The 19,321-nt window shown below is 38.0% G+C and carries 21 protein-coding genes; 11 read left to right on the plus strand and 10 right to left on the minus strand.

From position 1 onward, the window contains the following. Nucleotides 1–60 precede the first annotated feature (60 nt). On the plus strand, nt 61–678 hold the full coding sequence (locus tag PWP39_RS00370; RefSeq protein WP_011012175.1) for a hypothetical protein: 618 nt from the start codon (nt 61–63) through the stop codon (nt 676–678). Here the strand turns inward: PWP39_RS00370 and PWP39_RS00375 are convergent. The 3 genes from PWP39_RS00375 to PWP39_RS00385 form a co-directional block, all read right to left on the minus strand. Further along, the gene (locus tag PWP39_RS00375; protein ID WP_011012174.1) at nt 667–885 is read right to left on the minus strand and encodes a hypothetical protein; all 219 of its coding nucleotides are present in this window, start codon (nt 883–885) and stop codon (nt 667–669) included. The genes PWP39_RS00370 and PWP39_RS00375 overlap by 12 nt on opposite strands. Before the next feature lie 97 nt (nt 886–982). Continuing rightward, nucleotides 983–1,345, minus strand: a complete 363-nt coding sequence (locus PWP39_RS00380) for an RNA polymerase Rpb4 family protein (protein ID WP_011012173.1) — start codon at nt 1,343–1,345, stop codon at nt 983–985. Nucleotides 1,346–1,351: 6 nt separating this feature from the next. Continuing rightward, entirely contained in the window at nt 1,352–1,645 is a 294-nt protein-coding gene (locus tag PWP39_RS00385; protein WP_011012172.1) for a 50S ribosomal protein L21e, read from the minus strand. Nucleotides 1,646–1,843: 198 nt separating this feature from the next. Here PWP39_RS00385 and pyrE point away from each other — a divergent pair, with 198 nt between their 5' ends. The 4 genes from pyrE to cutA all read left to right on the plus strand — a co-directional run bounded on the left by pyrE (nt 1,844) and on the right by cutA (nt 4,726). Then, complete coding sequence (gene pyrE, locus PWP39_RS00390; RefSeq protein ID WP_288071819.1) at nt 1,844–2,392, plus strand: orotate phosphoribosyltransferase; 549 nt, start codon at nt 1,844–1,846, stop codon at nt 2,390–2,392. A 134-nt stretch (nt 2,393–2,526) separates the two neighbouring features. Next, entirely contained in the window at nt 2,527–3,177 is a 651-nt protein-coding gene (locus tag PWP39_RS00395; RefSeq protein WP_011012170.1) for a peroxiredoxin, read from the plus strand. A gap of 68 nt (nt 3,178–3,245) precedes the next feature. Next, nucleotides 3,246–4,409: a 60S ribosomal export protein NMD3 gene (locus PWP39_RS00400; protein ID WP_014835310.1), complete on the plus strand. Its 1,164-nt coding sequence runs from the start codon at nt 3,246–3,248 to the stop codon at nt 4,407–4,409. A gap of 5 nt (nt 4,410–4,414) precedes the next feature. Then, nucleotides 4,415–4,726, plus strand: a complete 312-nt coding sequence (gene cutA, locus PWP39_RS00405; RefSeq protein ID WP_011012168.1) for a divalent-cation tolerance protein CutA — start codon at nt 4,415–4,417, stop codon at nt 4,724–4,726. Here cutA and metG read toward each other — a convergent pair. From metG to PWP39_RS00420, 3 genes are read right to left on the minus strand one after another with little or no spacing between them, the layout of a single operon-like run. Continuing rightward, nucleotides 4,719–6,932, minus strand: a complete 2,214-nt coding sequence (metG, locus tag PWP39_RS00410) for a methionine--tRNA ligase (RefSeq protein ID WP_288071836.1) — start codon at nt 6,930–6,932, stop codon at nt 4,719–4,721. The two genes, cutA and metG, sit on opposite strands and share 8 nt — an antisense overlap. A gap of 36 nt (nt 6,933–6,968) precedes the next feature. After that, entirely contained in the window at nt 6,969–7,817 is an 849-nt protein-coding gene (locus PWP39_RS00415) for a helix-turn-helix transcriptional regulator (RefSeq protein WP_011012166.1), read from the minus strand. 4 nt (nt 7,818–7,821) lie between these two features. Further along, entirely contained in the window at nt 7,822–8,784 is a 963-nt protein-coding gene (locus PWP39_RS00420; RefSeq protein WP_011012165.1) for a hypothetical protein, read from the minus strand. 103 nt (nt 8,785–8,887) lie between these two features. On the opposite strand from PWP39_RS00420, the gene PWP39_RS00425 reads away from it, so the two are divergent. The 3 genes from PWP39_RS00425 to PWP39_RS00435 all read left to right on the plus strand — a co-directional run bounded on the left by PWP39_RS00425 (nt 8,888) and on the right by PWP39_RS00435 (nt 12,509). After that, complete coding sequence (locus PWP39_RS00425) at nt 8,888–10,009, plus strand: TRM11 family SAM-dependent methyltransferase (RefSeq protein ID WP_011012164.1); 1,122 nt, start codon at nt 8,888–8,890, stop codon at nt 10,007–10,009. 46 nt (nt 10,010–10,055) lie between these two features. Continuing rightward, nucleotides 10,056–11,363 carry an NAD(P)-dependent malic enzyme gene (locus tag PWP39_RS00430; protein WP_011012163.1) on the plus strand — a complete coding sequence of 436 codons (1,308 nt, stop codon included), beginning with the start codon at nt 10,056–10,058 and terminating at the stop codon, nt 11,361–11,363. 87 nt (nt 11,364–11,450) lie between these two features. Next, nucleotides 11,451–12,509 carry a hypothetical protein gene (locus tag PWP39_RS00435; RefSeq protein WP_011012162.1) on the plus strand — a complete coding sequence of 353 codons (1,059 nt, stop codon included), beginning with the start codon at nt 11,451–11,453 and terminating at the stop codon, nt 12,507–12,509. On the opposite strand, the gene cysS is transcribed toward PWP39_RS00435, so the two are convergent. Then, nucleotides 12,506–13,939, minus strand: a complete 1,434-nt coding sequence (gene cysS / locus PWP39_RS00440; protein WP_014835307.1) for a cysteine--tRNA ligase — start codon at nt 13,937–13,939, stop codon at nt 12,506–12,508. The genes PWP39_RS00435 and cysS overlap by 4 nt on opposite strands. A gap of 112 nt (nt 13,940–14,051) precedes the next feature. Here cysS and PWP39_RS00445 point away from each other — a divergent pair, with 112 nt between their 5' ends. Continuing rightward, nucleotides 14,052–14,279 carry an Lrp/AsnC family transcriptional regulator gene (locus tag PWP39_RS00445; protein WP_011012160.1) on the plus strand — a complete coding sequence of 76 codons (228 nt, stop codon included), beginning with the start codon at nt 14,052–14,054 and terminating at the stop codon, nt 14,277–14,279. Between the two features lie 6 nt (nt 14,280–14,285). On the opposite strand, the gene PWP39_RS00450 is transcribed toward PWP39_RS00445, so the two are convergent. From PWP39_RS00450 to PWP39_RS00460, 3 genes are all read right to left on the minus strand, one after another. Next, nucleotides 14,286–14,954, minus strand: a complete 669-nt coding sequence (locus PWP39_RS00450; protein WP_288071828.1) for a TIGR00153 family protein — start codon at nt 14,952–14,954, stop codon at nt 14,286–14,288. 4 nt (nt 14,955–14,958) lie between these two features. Beyond that, nucleotides 14,959–16,197, minus strand: a complete 1,239-nt coding sequence (locus PWP39_RS00455; protein WP_011012158.1) for an inorganic phosphate transporter — start codon at nt 16,195–16,197, stop codon at nt 14,959–14,961. Nucleotides 16,198–16,268: 71 nt separating this feature from the next. Continuing rightward, nucleotides 16,269–16,922, minus strand: a complete 654-nt coding sequence (locus tag PWP39_RS00460) for a metallophosphoesterase (protein WP_011012157.1) — start codon at nt 16,920–16,922, stop codon at nt 16,269–16,271. A gap of 409 nt (nt 16,923–17,331) precedes the next feature. Between PWP39_RS00460 and PWP39_RS00465 the strand changes: the two genes are divergently transcribed. Continuing rightward, on the plus strand, nt 17,332–18,120 hold the full coding sequence (locus PWP39_RS00465) for a nitrilase (protein ID WP_011012155.1): 789 nt from the start codon (nt 17,332–17,334) through the stop codon (nt 18,118–18,120). 5 nt (nt 18,121–18,125) lie between these two features. After that, nucleotides 18,126–18,809, plus strand: a complete 684-nt coding sequence (locus PWP39_RS00470) for a fumarylacetoacetate hydrolase family protein (RefSeq protein ID WP_011012154.1) — start codon at nt 18,126–18,128, stop codon at nt 18,807–18,809. Nucleotides 18,810–19,321 lie beyond the last annotated feature (512 nt).

A 19,321-nucleotide genomic window follows, 5' to 3' on the forward strand; every position in this document is an offset into this window, starting at 1 on the left:
ATTCTCCTCATTAGCAATGTTTTTAAATAATATCCTAAGTTTCTCATTAGGTGAGCCCCTATGAAATTTAAGGGCAGTACTTTTGGAAGGCTGGTTCGCATAGAGTTTGATATTCTTCGCCTTGGCGAGCTTAAAATTGATGACTTATCTGAATTTGACACCAGCGAGATTAAACTCGAAATTAAAGCCACTAGCTCAGGTATAAAATTAGTTGGTGTGTGGGAGGGAGATATAGAGAAGGTTGGTGAAGCTATAAAGAAGGCTCTGGAAGAGAGCATAAAACTTAGAGAGAGAATACTCAGGAAAATGAAGAGTAAGGTAGAAAGAATTAGGAAAGCGTTACTTGAAATGGGGTTTAGAGAGGAGCAATTTGGTTATGGTGAGGCTGTAAAGTTTGTAAAGAAAGTGGGGGATTTCGAAATAGCGATAATAGTCTCATCAAGAGAAGACATAGTAAGAGTAGAGGTATATGGTGAAGGAAACAGAAAAATCATAGCTCCCGAACTTGAAGCTTTCTTTGAGAGCGTAGATATTGAAGAAATTGAGGTATACGATATTGAGGAAGAAGGGAGAGAGGAGAAAGTTGTCATCAACTTAGAACTACCAAAATCTGATGAAAAACCGGAAAAAAGAATTACTGAAGCAGTCAAAATATTGGAGAACATTTTAATGGCTTAATATTTTAGCGTTCTTAATTCTTAATTTTCTTAATTCTCTTAGGATCTTGTCATCTAGAACTTCCAAAATTATCTCATTGTATCCAAAAGCATCTGGAGGGAGCAACTTTGCCTTCGCAACCTTATCTTTAATTAGTTTGCTTAACTTTTTGATAATTTCTCCTTTTTTGTCATAGGGGACTCTAATGTCTACAACAATGTTTTTCATAAATTTCACCCATAGTTTAGTTAGAAAAAGGGATATAAAACCGTTTCCATTCGCCAGAGTAATAAGAAAAATTTAAGGAAAAAACCGGGAGGAATAGTCACTCTCTATACTTGTCAAGGATATCTAAGATTTGCTTCATCTCTTCCTGTGTTGGTTGATATTCTTCCTTGGCAAATATAACTCTTAGATCCATACTGTCTTCTGGCATGATGTCAACTATTTTGCAGGCAATTCTGTCACTCATCCATTCAAAGGCATTCATAAGCTCCTCTACTGCCTCTTTGGCCTTATCTGCTGGAAGCTTTGCAAATCTTTCAGCATGTTCTAAAGCTAACCTCGCTTCATAGTATAGAGGTTCCTCTATTCCAGCTTTTACTTCTTCTTCGCGCCTTTTTAGTAATAATTCCTTTGCTTCAGCTATCGTTATGTACTTTTCCCCGAGTTTGCCTCTCCCTATCATAGCCCGTCACTTCTGTGGTCTGAGATGTACTGGATGAATGAAGAGCGTCTTTACCTTGCTCCCGTCTTTAATTTCCACGATGTAGGCTTCTCCCCTCTTCCCCACCACTGTCCCAGTTCTTCCGTGAAATCTTGGATCTGGCATTCCTTTGTGATAACTGGGCTCTATAACAATATGAACTCTCTGTCCTACTTCAAACTCTTGGAGAAATCTAGTTAGAGGTGGAAGCCCTCTCCTTCTAGGATGTTTACTAAGCTTCTTCCTAGTTTTTCTCCTAAAGCTGTGAGCCTTTTGAACCATATTTACCACCCTCCTATTAACAAATTTTAGGAAATTAGATTAGACAAAACCATATCTTAGAGACGGTGCTTACCCCCTTACCCTTCACCCATGTTGAAAGGTCAGGTATTTATAAAGATTTATCCCAAAGCAAAGTCGAGTATAATATCTCCCATCTAAATTTTTAAAGTTAAGCATAACTTATTCTGAGGGTTCACTATGAAGGAAGAACTAATAAGGATGATACTTGAAGAAGAATGCATAAAGTTTGGCCACTTTATTTTAACTTCAGGGAAGGAGAGCTCCTATTACATAGATATAAAGAAGCTCATAACGAATCCCAAAGCCCTTCGATTAATAGCAAGACTAATCAAAGAGAAGGCAGAAGAAGAAGGAATTCAGTTTGATAAAGTAGCAGGTCCAGAGCTTGGAGCCGTTCCAATTGCAACAGCCTTAGCGTTGGAGACAGATAAGCCCTTGCTAATTGTAAGAAAGAAAAAGAAAGAACATGGAACTGGAAGGCAGATAGAAGGAGAAGTAAAAGAAGGGGATAGGGTTCTTCTAGTTGAAGATGTAACTACAACTGGAGGAAGCGTATTAAGAGCTGCAAAAATACTGAAAGAAGCTGGGGCAGAGATAACTGGGATATTCGTTGTGGTAGATAGAGAAGAAGGTGCCAAAGAGGCCATAGAAAAAGAAGGATTCAAGCTTTATCCTCTAGTTTTGGTTCATGAATTATTTGAAGCTGCTGGAGTCTCTTCTGAGTGACTTTTCTCTTTCTTTTTGCTTTGCTACTTTCTTAATATTGTTCTCTAATTTGTATCTTATTAGGCAAACCGAAAAGTTTATATATTCGAACTATATTAGTTCTTATTGAAAACAAAACTTAGGAGGAATGCAAAATGATAGTGATAGGAGAAAAGTTTCCAGAAGTTGAGGTAAAAACTACACATGGAGTGATAAAGCTTCCAGACCACTTCACAAAGCAAGGGAAATGGTTTATGTTATTCAGCCACCCAGCAGACTTTACTCCAGTGTGTACAACCGAGTTTTATGGGCTTCAAATTAGGCTTGAAAAGTTTAGAGAACTAGGGGTCGAGCCAATAGGCCTAAGTGTAGATCAGGTATTTAGCCACCTCAAGTGGATGGAGTGGATTAAGGAGAAGCTTGGAGTTGAAATCGAGTTCCCAGTTATAGCTGATGATAGGGGAGATTTAGCAGAAAAACTAGGAATGATTCCAAGTGGTTCAACAATAACAGCGAGAGCTGTGTTCATAGTTGATGACAAGGGAATAATAAGGGCTATAGTTTACTACCCGGCTGAAGTAGGAAGAGATTGGGATGAGATTCTCAGATTAGTCAAGGCCCTCAAGATAAGCACTGAGAAGGGAGTTGCTCTTCCGCACAAGTGGCCAAACAACGAGCTCATTGGAGACAAGGTCATTGTTCCACCTGCAAGCAGTGTTGAGCAGATAAAAGAGCGTGAAGAAGCCAAGGCAAAGGGAGAAATTGAATGCTATGACTGGTGGTTCTGCTACAAGAAGCTTGAGTGATCTCTCTTTTATTATCTTTTCTGAAGTAATATTTTTAACTTGGCATCTTACATTCTTTCGAGATGACAATGAGGGTATGCTATAGATGTGGAATATCGGAAGAAGAAGGCGGACCCTTGATTAATGGGTTGTGTCAAGTCTGCTTCAGGAAGGAGAACCCAGTTTTGCTTCTTCCCTCTGAAATTAATACTGAATTATGTCAAAACTGTGGAAGTTATAAAAAGAGGGGAGTATGGATAGATCCGCAAAATTACGAGCTAGAAAGCTTGATATTTGAAGTGGCTGAAAATGCCTTGCTTGAAGCATTGGAGGAATCTTTAGATAAAGTTAAGGAATTTGAAGTTGTTCCTTGGGAAGAACTTGAAAATATAAACAATATTCCAGTGGGAAAGGCATTTGTGGGTTTTATTCCTGTTGACTATCATATCCAGTACTTTCCCGCAGTAATAGTTTATAGGGTAAGGGTAAAGGCAAGGTTGCATGAACTACAACTTGAACCTCATGATGAAATAAAGGAGACAACTGTATATGTTAGGCAAACTGTTTGTCCCAGGTGCCAAAGATTTTTAGCGGGCTATTATGAGGCTATTCTTCAAGTGAGAGTTGAGGACAGGGAATTCACTAAAGAGGAGAGAGAAGCAGTAACAAAATTAGTTCAGGAAAAGGTTGATGAGATAATGAAAAAGGACAGAATGGGGTTTATCCAAGATACCATAGAGAAAGAGGAGGGAATTGACTTCTACATGGGCTCCACAAGTGCCGCTAGAAAGCTTGCAAATGTAATAAGGGAGCACTTCGGAGGAGAGATAAGTGAAGCGTACGAGTTAGTCGGGCTAGATAGAATGACAAGCAAAGAGGTATACAGGACCAGCGTTACAGTAAGGCTTCCAAAGTTCAGGAGGGGAGATATAGTAGAGGATAGACACGGTAGAATATACAAGGTAGAAAACGTTAGTGGAAAAGGAATGAGGCTCAAGAACTTAGAAACCTGGGAAAGCCAGCATTATGACTGGAAAACAATAAAGAGGGAAAAAATTGATAAGGCGGAGCATGAAGAGAAAAAGGCTCTCTTAATAAGTCAAACCCCTAGAGAAGCTCAGTTCATGGATATGTCAACATATGAAACCTTTGAAGTTTTAAAACCAGGGGTTAATCTAGAAGAAGGACAATTGTATAGGCTCGTTAAAGTTAAGGGGAGATTTTACATAAAGGAAAAGGAGGGTGAAGAATGAGTAAGATGATAATTATATATACAACTTTTCCTACCTGGGAAAGTGCAGAAAAAGTTACAAAGGCTCTTTTAGAAGAGAGGCTTGTTGCATGTGCTAATCTGAGAGAACATAAGGCTTTTTACTGGTGGCAAGGTAAGATCGAAGAAGATAACGAGATTGGAGTGATTTTAAAGACTAGGGAAGATCTTTGGGAGGAAGTCAAAAAGAGAATAAAAGAGCTCCATCCATACACTGTCCCAGCAATAATAAAAATTAATGTAGAGGATGTAAACGAGGAATACTTAAAATGGTTATTGGAGGAAACGAAATCTACCTAACTTTTGCTCCCAGCTTTACTTCCTTATCTGGCATTAACAGTGCAACTTTCTCACCATCATCCGCGGCTAGTAGCATTCCTTGGCTCTCAACTCCTCTTAGCTTCTTAGGTTCTAAGTTCGCCACTATAACAACATATCTGTTTAGCAACTCTTCTGGTTTATAGTACTTTTTGAGTCCTGCAACTAGAGTTCTAATCTCCCCTCCAAGATCTACCTTTACCACATAAAGCTTATCTGCATTTGGATGGTCTTGAACTTCAACGATCTTTCCTATCCTAAGATCAATCTTTGAAAACTCCTCAAAGCTTACGTATTGCATTTTTTGCTCACCCTTTTTTTCTCCCTTGTATTTCTCTTTAAATATTTTCTTAAGCATGAATCTTCCGTCCTCTTCTCCAAATTTTTCTATTGCAACTTTCTCCACATCTTCAAGTTTGTAATACTTTTCGAGCAATTCTCTTGCAGCGTCTGGATTGTTCCTTCCCATGTAGTTAAGGATAAAGTAAATTATCTGGTCATCGGATACTTTCTTGAACAATATTTCAGGCTTTCTCACTTTATGTCCAGCTGGGAGCTCTGTAAATCTCCACGTTTTAACTTCCTCTAGGTTTAGGAAATGCCATATCTTTTCGCTTGCATCGGGAAGGAAGGGTTCTAATAATATTCCCAGGGCCTTCACTATTTGTAGGGAAATGTTAATTGTAGTGCCTGTTCTTGTTTTATCCTCCTTTATTGTCTTCCATGGCTCTTTGTAATCAAAGTATCTGTTGCCAAAACCTGCTAGATTCATAACCTTCTTTAAGGCATCTTTAAATCTGTACTCCCTTATAAGCTTGCCAACTTCTTCAAACGTTTTTTCAATTTCCTCTAAGGCTTGCCTATCCAATTCATCTAGCTCTCCTCTTTCAGGAACTATTCCATCGAAGTATCTGTTAACGAAGGTTAGCGCTCTGTACACAAAGTTGCCAAGAACATTGACAAGCTCCTCATTGATCTTTGTCTTGAACTCTGCAAAGCTAAAGTCTGAATCTCTAGTTTCAGGCATTATTGAGGTCAAATAATACCTAAGATAATCTGCCGGGAAGACATCAAGGAATTCATGAATCCATATAGCCCAGTTTCTGCTTGTTGAGAACTTCTTTCCTTCTAGTGTTAAATACTCATTTGCTGGGATATCATAGGGAAGATTCCATTCTGCCTCAACTTCTTCATCCTTATACTTTCCATAGGCCATGAGAAATGCCGGCCAGAATATCGCGTGGAATGGTATGTTGTCTTTTCCAATAAAGTGGATAACCCTAGTTTGACCATCTAAATTCAACCAGTATTTCTTCCACTCATTTGGTTTTCCGATTCTCTTGAAGTATTCTATCGTAAGTGAAATATATCCAATAGGAGCTTCAAACCAAACGTACAGCACTTTATTCTTCATGTCTTCTTCATCCAAAGGAACTGGAATTCCCCAATCTAGATCTCTCGTTATAGCTCTTTCTTCCAATCCTTCTTCTATCCATCCCAGCACCATATTCTTTACATTTGGCTTCCAATCTTTCTCCTTTATCCACTCTTTAAGTTTCTCTTCAAACTCCTGCATTTTTATGTAGTAATGAGTGGATTCTCTAAAGGTTATTGGATTCTTACAGAAGGCACATCTAGGTTCTATTAGAATTTCAGGCGTAAGAGGTCTCCCACATACCTCACACTGATCTCCTCTTTGGTTTTCTGCTCCACAGTATGGACATGTCCCAATAACGAATCTATCTGGAAGAAATCTTTTGTCGTGCTCACAATATGCTTGTTTTGTTACTTTCTTCACAAGATAGCCATTTTCTAAAGCTTTCAGGAAGAATTCTTGACTTAGCCTATAGTGAACTGGAAGCTCCGTTCTTCCAAAGTAATCAAAGCTTATCTTGACCCTCTGAAATGCTGTTTTTATGTGTTCATGAAACTCATCAACAATTTCCCTGGGACTTCTCTTCTCATTTAATGCTCTAAAAGAAATTGGAGTTCCATGTTCATCAGTCCCACATATGAACACAACATCTTCTCCTTTGAGCCTTAGATATCTTACAAAAATATCAGCTGGCAAATAAGCTCCGGCTAAATGCCCCGCATGAATTGGTCCATTAGCATACGGTAAAGCGGCTGTAACCATATATCTTACCATTTTATCACCTCCTTTGTGCTCTTTCTGAAATTGACAAATTTAAATATTACGATGGGTTATTTTAAACTACATGCTTTATATTAATTTTTGCATATCCTCCGAGAGCTCAATCCAATTCTCTCTTCCAACTTTATATACCTTTATAAGCCCCATTTGTTCTAGCCTTTTAACCATTCTCCACGTCGTTGTTTTTGGGAGGTCTAACGCTTTCCTAAGCTCAGACTGGCTGGCTTTTCCTCCCATACTTAATAAAAACCTAAGCGCATTTACTTCTTCGTCATTTAAATTATACTCTTTAGCAATTTTGTTTAAGGTGTCTTCAAAGTGTTTCTTTTTCCTTTCTTTCCTATCTTTTCTTATAGTAAAGAACACAAAAACTAGCAAAAGACTGACTCCCATCAATATGTATTTTGTAAATCCCCTATTTTTAGGAGCTATAATTGACTCATAGGTGTAATATATGGTTATATTTCCAGGTCCAATGAGCACTTTGTTGTGCTCAAGTTTAATTGGTATATCAGAGACACTTACTATAACAGTATCGTTTGGAAAAACTATCGTGGCGGGCACTTCAAGTGAGACATTTAAATACCATACAGCCCCCTTTTTATGAGAAAAGTTCTCTATTGTATACACTATTCTTACAGACCTTAGGGTTGATACGTCAAGTGTGATATAACCCTCTGAATAGATATAAGGGAGGACTGTACCATTCTCAGAGAGAACTAGTATATTAGAGGCCTTATCTGACAATGTAGGAACCTTAATGTGAATTGCATAATCCTGAGGAATAATTGTTTGATCAATTGTAATACTGTTATCTTTCCATACAATTAGTGTGAAGTTCTTTGTGATATATGAAGCGCTAACAGGGGAAGATATAAGGAAAAATAGAACCATTAAGAGGAGCAACATTTTTTTCATACTGTCACACCTCCATAGTTCTGACCAGGTAGTCTAGAATTTTTGAAGCTCTTCTCACTCTTAGGTAAGCTGTTTCATACCTGCCCAAATTTACATCTTTTAAAGCGAGATTTAAGTCCGCAGATGCTATTTCTACAAGTTCTATTTTCTCGGCTTCCTTGACCAGTGATTTTATTCGATTCAGAGAAAGCATAAGTTGTATCAAGTATTCTTTTCTTTCTGTTTCGAATCTATTTTTAATGTAATCAACGTAAATTGACTCAAGCTCATTCTGAAACATTTCTACATATCCAATGTTTCCTTCCAGCTCATAAAGGGCCTCTAAATATCTTTCTGACTCTATCAATTTATCACATCTTTCGATTAATTTCTGAAGATATAGTGCTTCGTAGCTTGTATTGCTTCCAGATGCTATGAAAATTTGAGTTGCATATATTATAGTCCTATTAAACTTTTCTAGCAGGATTATAGCTCTTGTTTTGGGATCGATTTCTAGAGGTTCGCCTGAAGTTAATACATCATCTAATAATCTGTAAGCTTCACTTGTATAGTTTGTTGCTATTTCGATTTTTCCATTCTTCAGCTCTTCTTTCGCAGCGTTAATCTTTTCTTTTATCTTAAGAGTTTTCCTATTAGAGGGAAGTAAATTCAAGTAGTATTCAACTCTGCTTATTCTAGCCTCTAAAATTTCTTTGCTGTCTATTGTGCCCTCTTTGGATTCCAGAATGTGGATAGTTGTTAGACTTAATTTTGAAAGTTTTTCGAAGGCAAATACTAAATTGTCATGCTCTAACTCCGAGGTTATTTCTTCTCTCTTTATCTCAGGGGTATAATCAAACTTGGAAAGAATCTCCTTATTAGTGTCATAAAGTCTAAGGAGAGCATTAGTATCGTAACTTTCTGGAAGTGCAAATACTAAATTAACGATAAGTGTTACTAACATGAGCGGAATAACGTATCTTACCATTATCCTTCCCTTTCAATTGTTGTTTTTAGCCTTTTTAAAAATTCCCAGGTTGTTATAAATTTTTTAAAGGGAGATCCTAAGATGGTGTAAAGGGACAAAGGCTATGAAAGTAGAAAAATATGCGATTATCTTTGGAAAAAATCCTGAGCTTGGACTTTATGAGCTAAAGGCCTTCTCAAAGAGGTTTAAGTTAGGGGTAAGAATATTAGAGATCCGTTTTTATGGTCCAAACAAAAGTTTTGCTATAATCCAGGCTAAAGAAGAAATAGAAAAAAAGTTTAAGTGGTTAGGGGGAGCTTTAAAGTTAGTGAGAATTGTAGGAGAAGGCTTAGATACAATAGAGAATCTCGAATACTCAAAATTGTTTACAGTGAGCTTATATGGGAAAGAAGATTGGAAAGCGTGGAGAAAACTTGGATCTCAAGTTAAAGCAGTTTTTAAGAGGAAAGATTCTTCTAAATTCTTTAAACCTGCTAACGTTTATTCTATGCCTAGCGAATTAATTCTAAAAGGATTTCCAGAAGTCAAAGATGTGGTATTTTTGTTTGTAGATAAGGACAGAGTTCTGGTGGGGGAAACGATAAGGATTACAAATCCCTTTGAACTTAAAAAATTGGATGTAGAGAGACCCATAGTTAGACCTACTCTTTCAATTCCCCCTAGGCTAGCTAGGATAATGATAAATCTCTCAGAAGTTAGAAAGGGAAACGTTCTAGATCCGTTTTGTGGTACTGGAACTATTTTAGTTGAACTCCTCCTTCAAGGTTTAATTGCATATGGGAGTGACATAAGTCAGGAAAGAATAAATGATGCAAGAAAAAACATTGAATGGATCAGAAAGGAGTTTAGGATAAAACAGAACGCAAGTTTGAGGGTTTGTGACGTTAGAAGGCTAAAAAAGTGCTTTAGAACTAGATTTGATGCTATAATTACAGAACCGTATATGGGTCGACCACTAAAAACTAAGCCAACAAGGGAGGAGGCCATTAAAATAGCAAAACAATTGGATCGGTTATATTATCAAGCCTTTGAAAGCTTTTCTGATGTTCTTAAGAGAAATGCTAAAGTAGTTTTCGTATTTCCCGCATTTAATTTAGCTGAGGGAGGAGTTTATAGGAGAAATAGACCCTGGTTAGAGGAACTTGGGTTTAAGGTTGAGTATTCCATTTTAGATATTGATGAAAAGCATAGGATTGGAAGAGATATATACGTGATTAGATACTAGCAATGCTTTTATCCTACCTGGCTCATTGTTCCTGGGTGAAAGTGATATGGCTAGGATCACTGAGGAACAAAGAAGGAAGCTTGCTCAAGATGCGTTGGAGTATCACAGAAATAATTTCCCAGGGAATGGAAAAATTGAAGTGATACCAAAGGTTCCTCTTAGAGATTTCTATGATTTGAGCTTAGCATATACCCCAGGAGTAGCGGAGCCATGTAAAGTAATTGCAAAGAAGGGAAACTATGAAGATTACACTATAATTCCAAATACAGTTGCCGTCGTTACAGACGGATCGGCAATCTTGGGATTAGGAAACATAGGTGTTCTGGCAGGAATGCCAGTTATGGAAGGTAAATGTGTTCTCTTTAAAGCTCTAGCTGGAATAGATGCGTTTCCTATCTTAATTGACACACAGGATGTCGAGAAAATCGTGGAAACAATAAAGCTTATATCAAAGGGATTTGGCGGGATAAACCTAGAAGATATCTCCGCTCCAAGATGCTTCGAAATTGAAATGAGGTTGAAGAGAGAGCTTGATATTCCCGTATTTCACGATGATCAACATGGAACTGCTGTAGTAACTTTAGCGGGTCTAATTAACGCATTAAAGTTAGTGGGCAAAAAATTCAACGAGATAAAAGTTGCTATAAGTGGAGCTGGAGCTGCTGGAATCGCAATAGCAAAGTTGCTCCATCATGTTGGGGTTAAAGAAATATTGCTTGTTGATAGAGCTGGAATAATCTATGAAGGGAGAAAAGAAAACATGAATCCTTACAAAGAGGAAGTCGCAAGGTTCAACATTCATGGGGTTCAAGGAGATTTGGCAAAAGCTATGGAGGGTGCTGATGTTTTTATTGGAGTAAGCGTAGGAGGAATAGTAAAACCCTGGATGATAAAGAAAATGGCCGATGATCCCATAGTGTTTGCAATGGCGAATCCAATTCCAGAAATTATGCCAGAAGATGCGAAAAAGGCTGGGGCAAAAATAGTGGCCACGGGGAGGAGTGACTATCCAAACCAAATAAACAATGTCTTGGGCTTTCCTGGGATATTTAGGGGGGCACTAGATGTTAGGGCTACCGATATAACTTTAAATATGAACATTGCAGCGGCTGAGGCAATAGCATCTGTTGTGAGCGATGAAGAACTTAGTGAGGACTACATAATACCCTCTCCACTACATCCCGACGTTTATCCAAAAGAAGCCAGAGCAGTTGCAGAACAAGCAATTAGGGATGGTGTAGCTAGAAGAAAGCTATCTGGGGAGTGGGTAGAAGAGCATACTAGGAAGCTCCGTGAATTTTATGCCGCACTCATTGAGCCCTTAAATGAAAGAAGGAAACAGTACATTACTTAAACTCTTTCTAACCTTGTGAAGTCTATTTTATATTCAGAAAATTTTATATTTTTTGAAATCCTTATTTATCACCTGGGGGGATATATAGTGCATGAGCTTCTTAAATTAGACCAGGCGAGCGTTTTGGAAATTACCTCGATAGTAAGTAGAAATTGGCCTAATAAGCTAATAGTGGTATTCTCAGGAGAGTACCCAGTCCTCTTTTACTCTAATGGAACGCTAGTAAAATCTTCCTCATCACAAGATGTTCTTCAAGATGTTAAGGTTTGTGAGGTGGATAAGTTTGAATTTCTTGATCTATTTATGAGTGAGCCTAAAGTGAGTCAAGTAGATAGGGCTGAAAAATATATTCCAAAGGTTGTAGAGTTCTCATACTCTCTAGTCGCTCCATCCGAACTTTATCTTAAAATTCTTAATGCCATAGTTGAATTTGCAAAATTCGCTTATCGACGACTGGGGTTATCAATAGAGCTTTTAGATGCAACCTGTAGGTTGGTAAGTGGGAGTACAGGAAGAGACATTTTATCAGTAGATGTGGAGGTATATGGGTACTCAAGTAAGCCAGAAAATGAATTGAGAGAGGCAATAAGGAGCAATTTTTCAAAACTTATAAGAGAGATAGTTGGTTTTCCTGCCCGAATTAACATTAAGGGACTGGAAATTGTCCATACTGAGGAAATTCCAAAAATTAAAATTGAAGAACTTCCAGTCGAGATAAAGGGAGGAAGAGTTGTAGAAATTAATCTACGAGAGGAAATCCCACACAAAATAAAGATAAGAAGAAGACAAGTTGAGGCAGAAGTTGAAAGAATAATTGAAGAAAGTGGTATTAGGGAGATAATATCGAGCATTAAGGATTTGGATAGCGAAAGCAGAATTAACAAGCGTAAAATTGAAGAGAAAGTAAAAGCAAATATAGATAGAACAATTAAGGGAATAAAAGTTAATTGGGCGAAGCTATCAAAAGTAGGCTCATCTTATCAGATATTTATAGGAATTGAGAGAACATCCAGAAGTATTGACGAACTTAAGCTGTCTGATGAAATTAAGAAGCTAATAAAGAATGTCGAAGAAGAAATTAGAAGTCAAGGAAATCCTATTTCTATAGGGAGAGCTATTGTGATCATTGAAAAGGACATTTACTAGGTTATAATTCTCTTCCAAGTTGTTTCGCTTCCCCTATCTTCTAATTGTATGCCTAATTTTTTAAGCTCTTCTCGAATCATATCTGCCAACTCGTATCTCTTTTCCTTTCTAAGTTGTTTTCTGACCTCTACTAAGAGTTCAATTAATTTTTCGGATTCTTCACGTTCTTTTGTTTCCTCTCTGAAATAATCTTCAAATACTCCGAAAACTTCACTAACGATCTTAAAGAATTCGAGAGCCTTCCTAAGTATTGACTCTTTCGGCTTATTAGCCTCCGTTAGATACTTATTTATTGCATTAGCTACCTCAAAAACTGCTTTAAGAGCTTCTGCTGTATTAAAATCGTCATCCATAGCTTCATAGAATTTTCTTTTCCCTTCTCTAATTATCTCATATGTCTTGAATTCCAGTTCTCCCCAGGTATAAGATATTTCGGCATTCCTTAGTGCGACTCTTATGTTTTCAAGGGTATTGTAAAGCCTCTGTAGATTATTCTTTGCGTGTTGAAGTCCTTCTTCTGTATATTCAAGGGGAGAACGATAGTGCTTTTGTAGAACAAAGAACCTTATCACCTCTGGTTCGTATCTCTTTAATAATTCTCGTATTGTGACGAAGTTTCCTAAACTCTTGCTCATCTTTTCTCCTTTTACCATAACAAATCCTGTATGTAACCAATACTTAACCCATTCATGACCAAAGCATGCTTCGCTTTGAGCTATTTCATTTTCATGATGGGGGAATATTAAGTCATTTCCTCCTCCATGAATATCAAAGCTTTCTCCAAGATACTTACTGCTCATGACTGAACATTCAATATGCCATCCAGGTCTCCCCTCTCCCCATGGACTATCCCACTTGGGTTCTCCTGGCTTTGCTTTTTTCCATAGGGCGAAATCTTCAGGGTTTTTCTTCCCTTCACCAGGTTCAACTCTTGCTCCTTTTTGGAGATCCTCAATTTTTACTCCGCTAAGCTTTCCGTATTCTGGAAACTTTTTAACTTCAAAGTAAATTCCATCACTTCCCTCATAAGCATATCCCTTTTCCTTAAGCTTCCCAATGAACTCTATAATATCGTCTATGTGATCTGTAACCCTAGGATAAATATCTGCAGGCTTTACCTTTAATGCTTCCATATCTTCAAGGAATATTTTTATAAATCTCTCAGCTAGCTCTTTTGGGTCTTCTCCCGTCTCTCTTGCTCTTTTGATTATCTTGTCATCTATATCCGTAAAGTTCATCACCATAAGTACGGTGTATCCTTTATGTTCTAAATATCTCCTGATCACGTCAAAGGCTATGTATGTCCTTGCATGTCCCAAGTGAGGATAATCATAAACTGTGGGACCACACACGTACATTTTCACTTCTCCTTCCCTTAGGGGCTTAAATTCTTCCTTTTGTTTCGTTAAGGTATTGTAAACCTTGAGCATATTCTTCCCCCTGGGCACAGTATTAGTTTTGGCTATTTATTAGAGTGTCGATGAGGGCAAGCAAAGGGAACATTTAAATACTAGAGAGCGTAAGTTAATTTGGTGATGAAAAGTGGTTACAGCCTTTATCTTGATGGTAACGGCAGCTGGTAAGGAAAGAGAAGTTATGGAGAAATTACTAGCTATGCCAGAAGTTAAAGAAGCCTACGTAGTCTATGGAGAATACGACCTAATAGTTAAGGTAGAGACCGACACTCTAAAAGACCTTGACCAGTTTATAACAGAAAAGATAAGAAAGATGCCAGAAGTTCAGATGACTTCGACTATGATTGCCATCTGATCTCTTTTATTTACTCATCATTATTCTTATTCTTTCTGCGGCATCCTTTGCTTTATCTGAAATGTTGCTTATACTTCTGCCTATATTAAGGAGGTATATCCCTTCAGTCCAGCTAATGTTAGCATTTAAGACTAGTCTCATAAGTTTGGTGTCTAGACCATCAATTTTGTTTTCTACTTCCTCTATTTGCCTTATGAGGTCGTATTCTTTCTTTATTTCATTCTCAGAAAATCCACTCTCTACTACCATGTCCATCTGCTTTATTGCTTCATAAACTAACTTTGCTGCTCTTATGCTCTCTTTTCCCATTTTTAGAATAATATCTTTGATGTCTTCAGGCACATTCCCTCTATCTCTCACCAGTAGCCACTTAGCTGTATCTTCAGCAGCATCAGCTATTTTATCCTGCATGTGGAGGTATTCTAGAACATCACTCCTCTGAACGGGCATTAAGAGCTTTGCAGTTATGCTTTCCCTAAGTTCCATCTTTATTCTATCAGCAACATCCTCAAGTCTGTCAACTTCCACTGCAAGCTCCTTCATTTTTTCGTAATCTCCCTTAGCCCATGCCTCTAAGGCTTTTTCCAATGTTTCTACAGTCTCAACTACAACCTCTGCATGCTTTATAAGAGGCTTGAATGGACTTTTAGCAAAGAGTTTCGTCCAAACCTGCATGGTATCACCCCATTAACATCATTAAGGCCTTAAATATTATTCCAGCTATTACTCCTGCAGCTGGAACTGTAACGAACCACGAGATTATTATGTCCTTAACTATATCCTTGTTTATCGCTTTTATTCCTCTTGCAAGACCAACTCCAATTACGGCACCAACTACTGTGTGAGTAGTAGATATTGGCATCCCCAACCAAGAGGCAATCAAAACTACCGTAGCTGCTGAAAAGTCTATTGTAAACCCTCTAGTGTTTGTCAGCTCTGTTATTTTCTTTCCAACGGTTTCCATAACTTTATATCCATAAGTTGCGACACCTATTGCTATTCCCAGTCCTCCAAGGGCCAATATCCACCTTGGAACTGGCACCTTTGCTCCAGCAAGACCGAACATTGCCACTGTATAAACTGCTGCCACTGGTCCTATTGCATTAGCAACGTCGTTTGCTCCGTGGGCAAGTGCAACGTATGCTGATGTTATAACCTGCACCCTTCTAAATACTCTCTCAGCTCCAAGATAGGGATCAGTGGCTGGAAATCTCTTTTCCAATATTAAGGAGACTACTATGAATGTTAGAATTCCAGCTGGCATTCCGTATTTGAGAAATCCTTCAAGTAATGAATTACCGTGTAGAACCTTTATGTAGAACATTGTTCCAATGACCACAAATGCTAGCCCTATCCAGAATGGAGACCATCTCTTTGCACTTTTCACAGGGTCCTTGCTTTGAAGAACCGTTTTACTTAGCGCTCTGAATACTAGGTATGCAAAGATTGCTCCGACGATTGGGGAGAGTATCCAACTGAGAACTACTTTAATCATCTTATCCCAATTTACTATTGACATTCCTCCATAAACAATTCCATAACCCACTATCCCCCCTATTATTGAGTGAGTAGTAGATACTGGAAGTCCATATTTTGTTGCGATTACTAGCCATATTGTTGCACCAATTAATGCCGCTATTGAGCCAAATATTAAGACATTTGGATCTGTAATTTTTGAGGGATCGATGATGCCTTTTCTAATTGTCTCTGTAACTGTCTTTCCAAAGAAATAAGCTCCCATAAATTCAAGAACTCCAGCAATTATCACGGCCTGTCTGGGTGTTATTGCTCCTGCACCTACGGCGGTGCTCATGGAATTAGCAGCATCATTTGCACCTATTGCCCAGGCCATTGCAAATCCCAAAAGTATCGTAATTAACAAAATTGGATCAGCAAGCATGGCGAACCCCAGTTGCATGTGTTTCCCTCCAAATAAATATTTTACCGCTATAGAAAATATATAGCTCAGTATTCTATATAGATCGTTGATTAGATATCTATGGTATATTGGCCTAGGTAAATCCCAGGGGGAATAACTACATCAACTGTTTTTACTTCTTTGAGCGTAGGAATCATTTTTATCGCTTGTTTGGTCTCAATTCCCTCGTAAAAGGGATTTATTGTTGGCAAAACTACATACCTTCCAGCTTTTATGAAACATTTTGCTTTTTTCTTAATTCCTTTAACGTTTACATAAATAACAGGGTGAGCATGGCCTAAAAATGCAATCTTAAACTCTATTGGAGGTGCAACTTTGTGACCATGAAAAAATAGAACGTCATCGAGCAAATAGTATTCGACAACATTTATGTTATCGAAGTTTTTAGTGACTTCTTCTATTCTCCCATCATGATTTCCCTTTGTGATTATTACTATGTAATCTTTAAGCTCTAAAAAGAACGACATCAAAATCTTTCGAGTAAAACTGCTCAGTCCAATTTCCTCCTTTATATCTCCTAATATTATTATTGCATCTGGATTCTTGGATTTTATAAAATTTGCAAGTTTTTCTTCTAACCTCGACCTAATTCTAACACCTTTAGCTATTTCAAAACCGAGATGAGGATCTGCAAAAATTAGAGTTTTTCCTAAAGATGTTTCAAATTCTAAAGAATAAAGGGAAAAATCTTCAAAAAAAGCCATCAGATTAGACCTCTCTCTTTCTTCCTCTGTCTCTTCAGCCTCCTTATTCTCTTCTTAATCCACTTCCACCTCATTCTACCTTTCTTTTTCCATTTCCTTGGTCTCCTCTTCATGATCATCACCTCCTTATTTTCCCAATTTTTACCTTCTAAGTCAATTTTTAAGTTTTATTGGTTTTTACATTTTCCCCAAGTTCTTAGGACATTTTGCTTAATTGGCTGGTTATTTGATTATAATCATTGAATGCGATACAGACACAAAAAATTTTCAATCTTTTGTCATCTTAAAACTATTTTATTGGCAAGGCAACTAACAGAATTGAAAAAATGTGATCTTAGGAGATCTGAGAGTTTTTCTTATAATCTAAACATTGAAATACTAAATAAGCAACTAGATATGGGGGGTTATCATGGTTAAGGTTGCCTATGTGCAAATGGAACCTAAAATACTTGAACTTGACAAGAATCTCTCAAAGGCTGAAAAATTAGTAAAAGAGGCAGCAAAGAGAGAAGCTAAACTCATAGTTCTCCCTGAGCTTTTTGACACTGGATACAATTTTGAAAGCAGAGATGAAGTATTTGAAATAGCTCAAAGAATACCTGAAGGAGAAACAACTACCTTTCTCATGGACCTTGCTGGAGATTTAGAGGTCTACATTGTGGCAGGTACTGCTGAAAAATATAACGATCGCTTATACAATTCAGCAGTTCTCGTAGGTCCCACTGGCTACCTGGGAAAATATAGAAAGATCCACCTCTTTTATAGGGAGAAGGTATTCTTTGACCCGGGGGATCTTGGCTTTAATGTATTTGACCTGGGGTTTATAAGAGTAGGAATTATGATATGCTTCGATTGGTTTTTCCCTGAATCTGCCAGAACTCTTGCCTTGAAAGGAGCGGATATTATAGCTCATCCAGCCAATTTAGTTATGCCCTATGCTCCTAGAGCCATGCCCATAAGGGCTCTTGAAAACAGGGTATATATAATAACTGCAGATAGAGTAGGAGAAGAAAGAGGGCTAAGATTCATTGGAAAAAGCTTGATTGCCTCTCCAAAAGCGGAAGTTCTAGCCATGGGAAGCGAAACTGAAGAAGAGGTGGGAGTTGCAGAAGTAGACATCTCATTAGTAAGAAACAAGAGGATAAACGATTTAAATGATATCTTCAAGGATAGGAGGCCGGAATATTACTTTAGGTGATGAGCATGAGTTTTGTTAGGCTTCCTTTTAGAGATAGCTATTATGAGCTAAGGCCAACCAAGATAATAGCTCTAGCAAAGAACTATGCAGAGCATGCAAAAGAGATGGGTGACAATCCACCCACCGAGCCCATAATATTTCTTAAGCCTCCTTCAGCACTAATTGGCCCAGGAGAGCCCATTATACTTCCAAAGATTAGCAAGAGAGTAGACCACGAAGTAGAATTGGGAGTAATTATAGGGAAGAAAGCCAAGAAAGTTCCTGCAGAAAAGGCTTTTGACTATGTGTTGGGTTATACAATTATTCTCGACATAACCGCTAGGGATCTTCAGGAGAAAGCTAGAAAAATGGGACACCCATGGACTGTATCTAAGGGGTTTGACACATTTGCTCCCGTTGGTCCGAGGATAGTTGACAAGAGAGAGCTAGATCCCTCAGACTTGGAGATAGGACTAAAAGTTAACGGGGAAGTTAGACAGCTTGGAAGGACTAGCCAGATGATATTCAAGATTCCTCAGCTCATCGAATACATATCTAATATAATGACCCTCGAGCCGGGAGATATAATTGCTACTGGAACTCCTCCTGGGGTAGGGTCATTGAGGCATGGTGACCACATTGAGGCGTGGATAGAAGGAATAGGAAAGGTCGAGTTCGACGTTTTAGCTGAGGATTCTATCTTATGCTGACTAATTTTTTGTTTATGATATTTGTGGAAATGATGTTTCGTGCCTTAAATCTGTCATGTAGCTTGCCTGCATTTTTGCACTGGGGTTTGTTGGCAAGAGCGTCTGGGAGCGATTAAAGATCTGCTCAAAATTGAGCAAAATATTTGTGAACGGGACGTTGAGTACCTATGCCGTAAACTACTTGAACTTGGGACAATCGTAATAGAATGTGACATGAATTTGAAAGGACTCTTGGTGGATTCCCTTTTCTTTTTCATAATTTCTGCCTTGACAACGCGGAAAATTAAGAATACGCACAGACGTGACTACTTCTGTCTATTCTTATGGGCTGTTTTATAGATAGTTAAAAGCGTTAAGTTTGGGTGGTTTGTATCGTCAAAAAGTTTATAAACTTCTAGAGCCATATGTATGGTGGTGGATGTATGTGGGGAAGATGACTATAGTGATTGATGATGATTTAGAAGAAGAATTCAGAAGACTTGTTGCCCTAAAATACGGGACACGAAAGGGGG

It is taken from the genome of Pyrococcus sp., from assembly GCF_030153625.1.
GTDB classification, from domain to species: Archaea; Methanobacteriota_B; Thermococci; order Thermococcales; family Thermococcaceae; genus Pyrococcus; species Pyrococcus furiosus.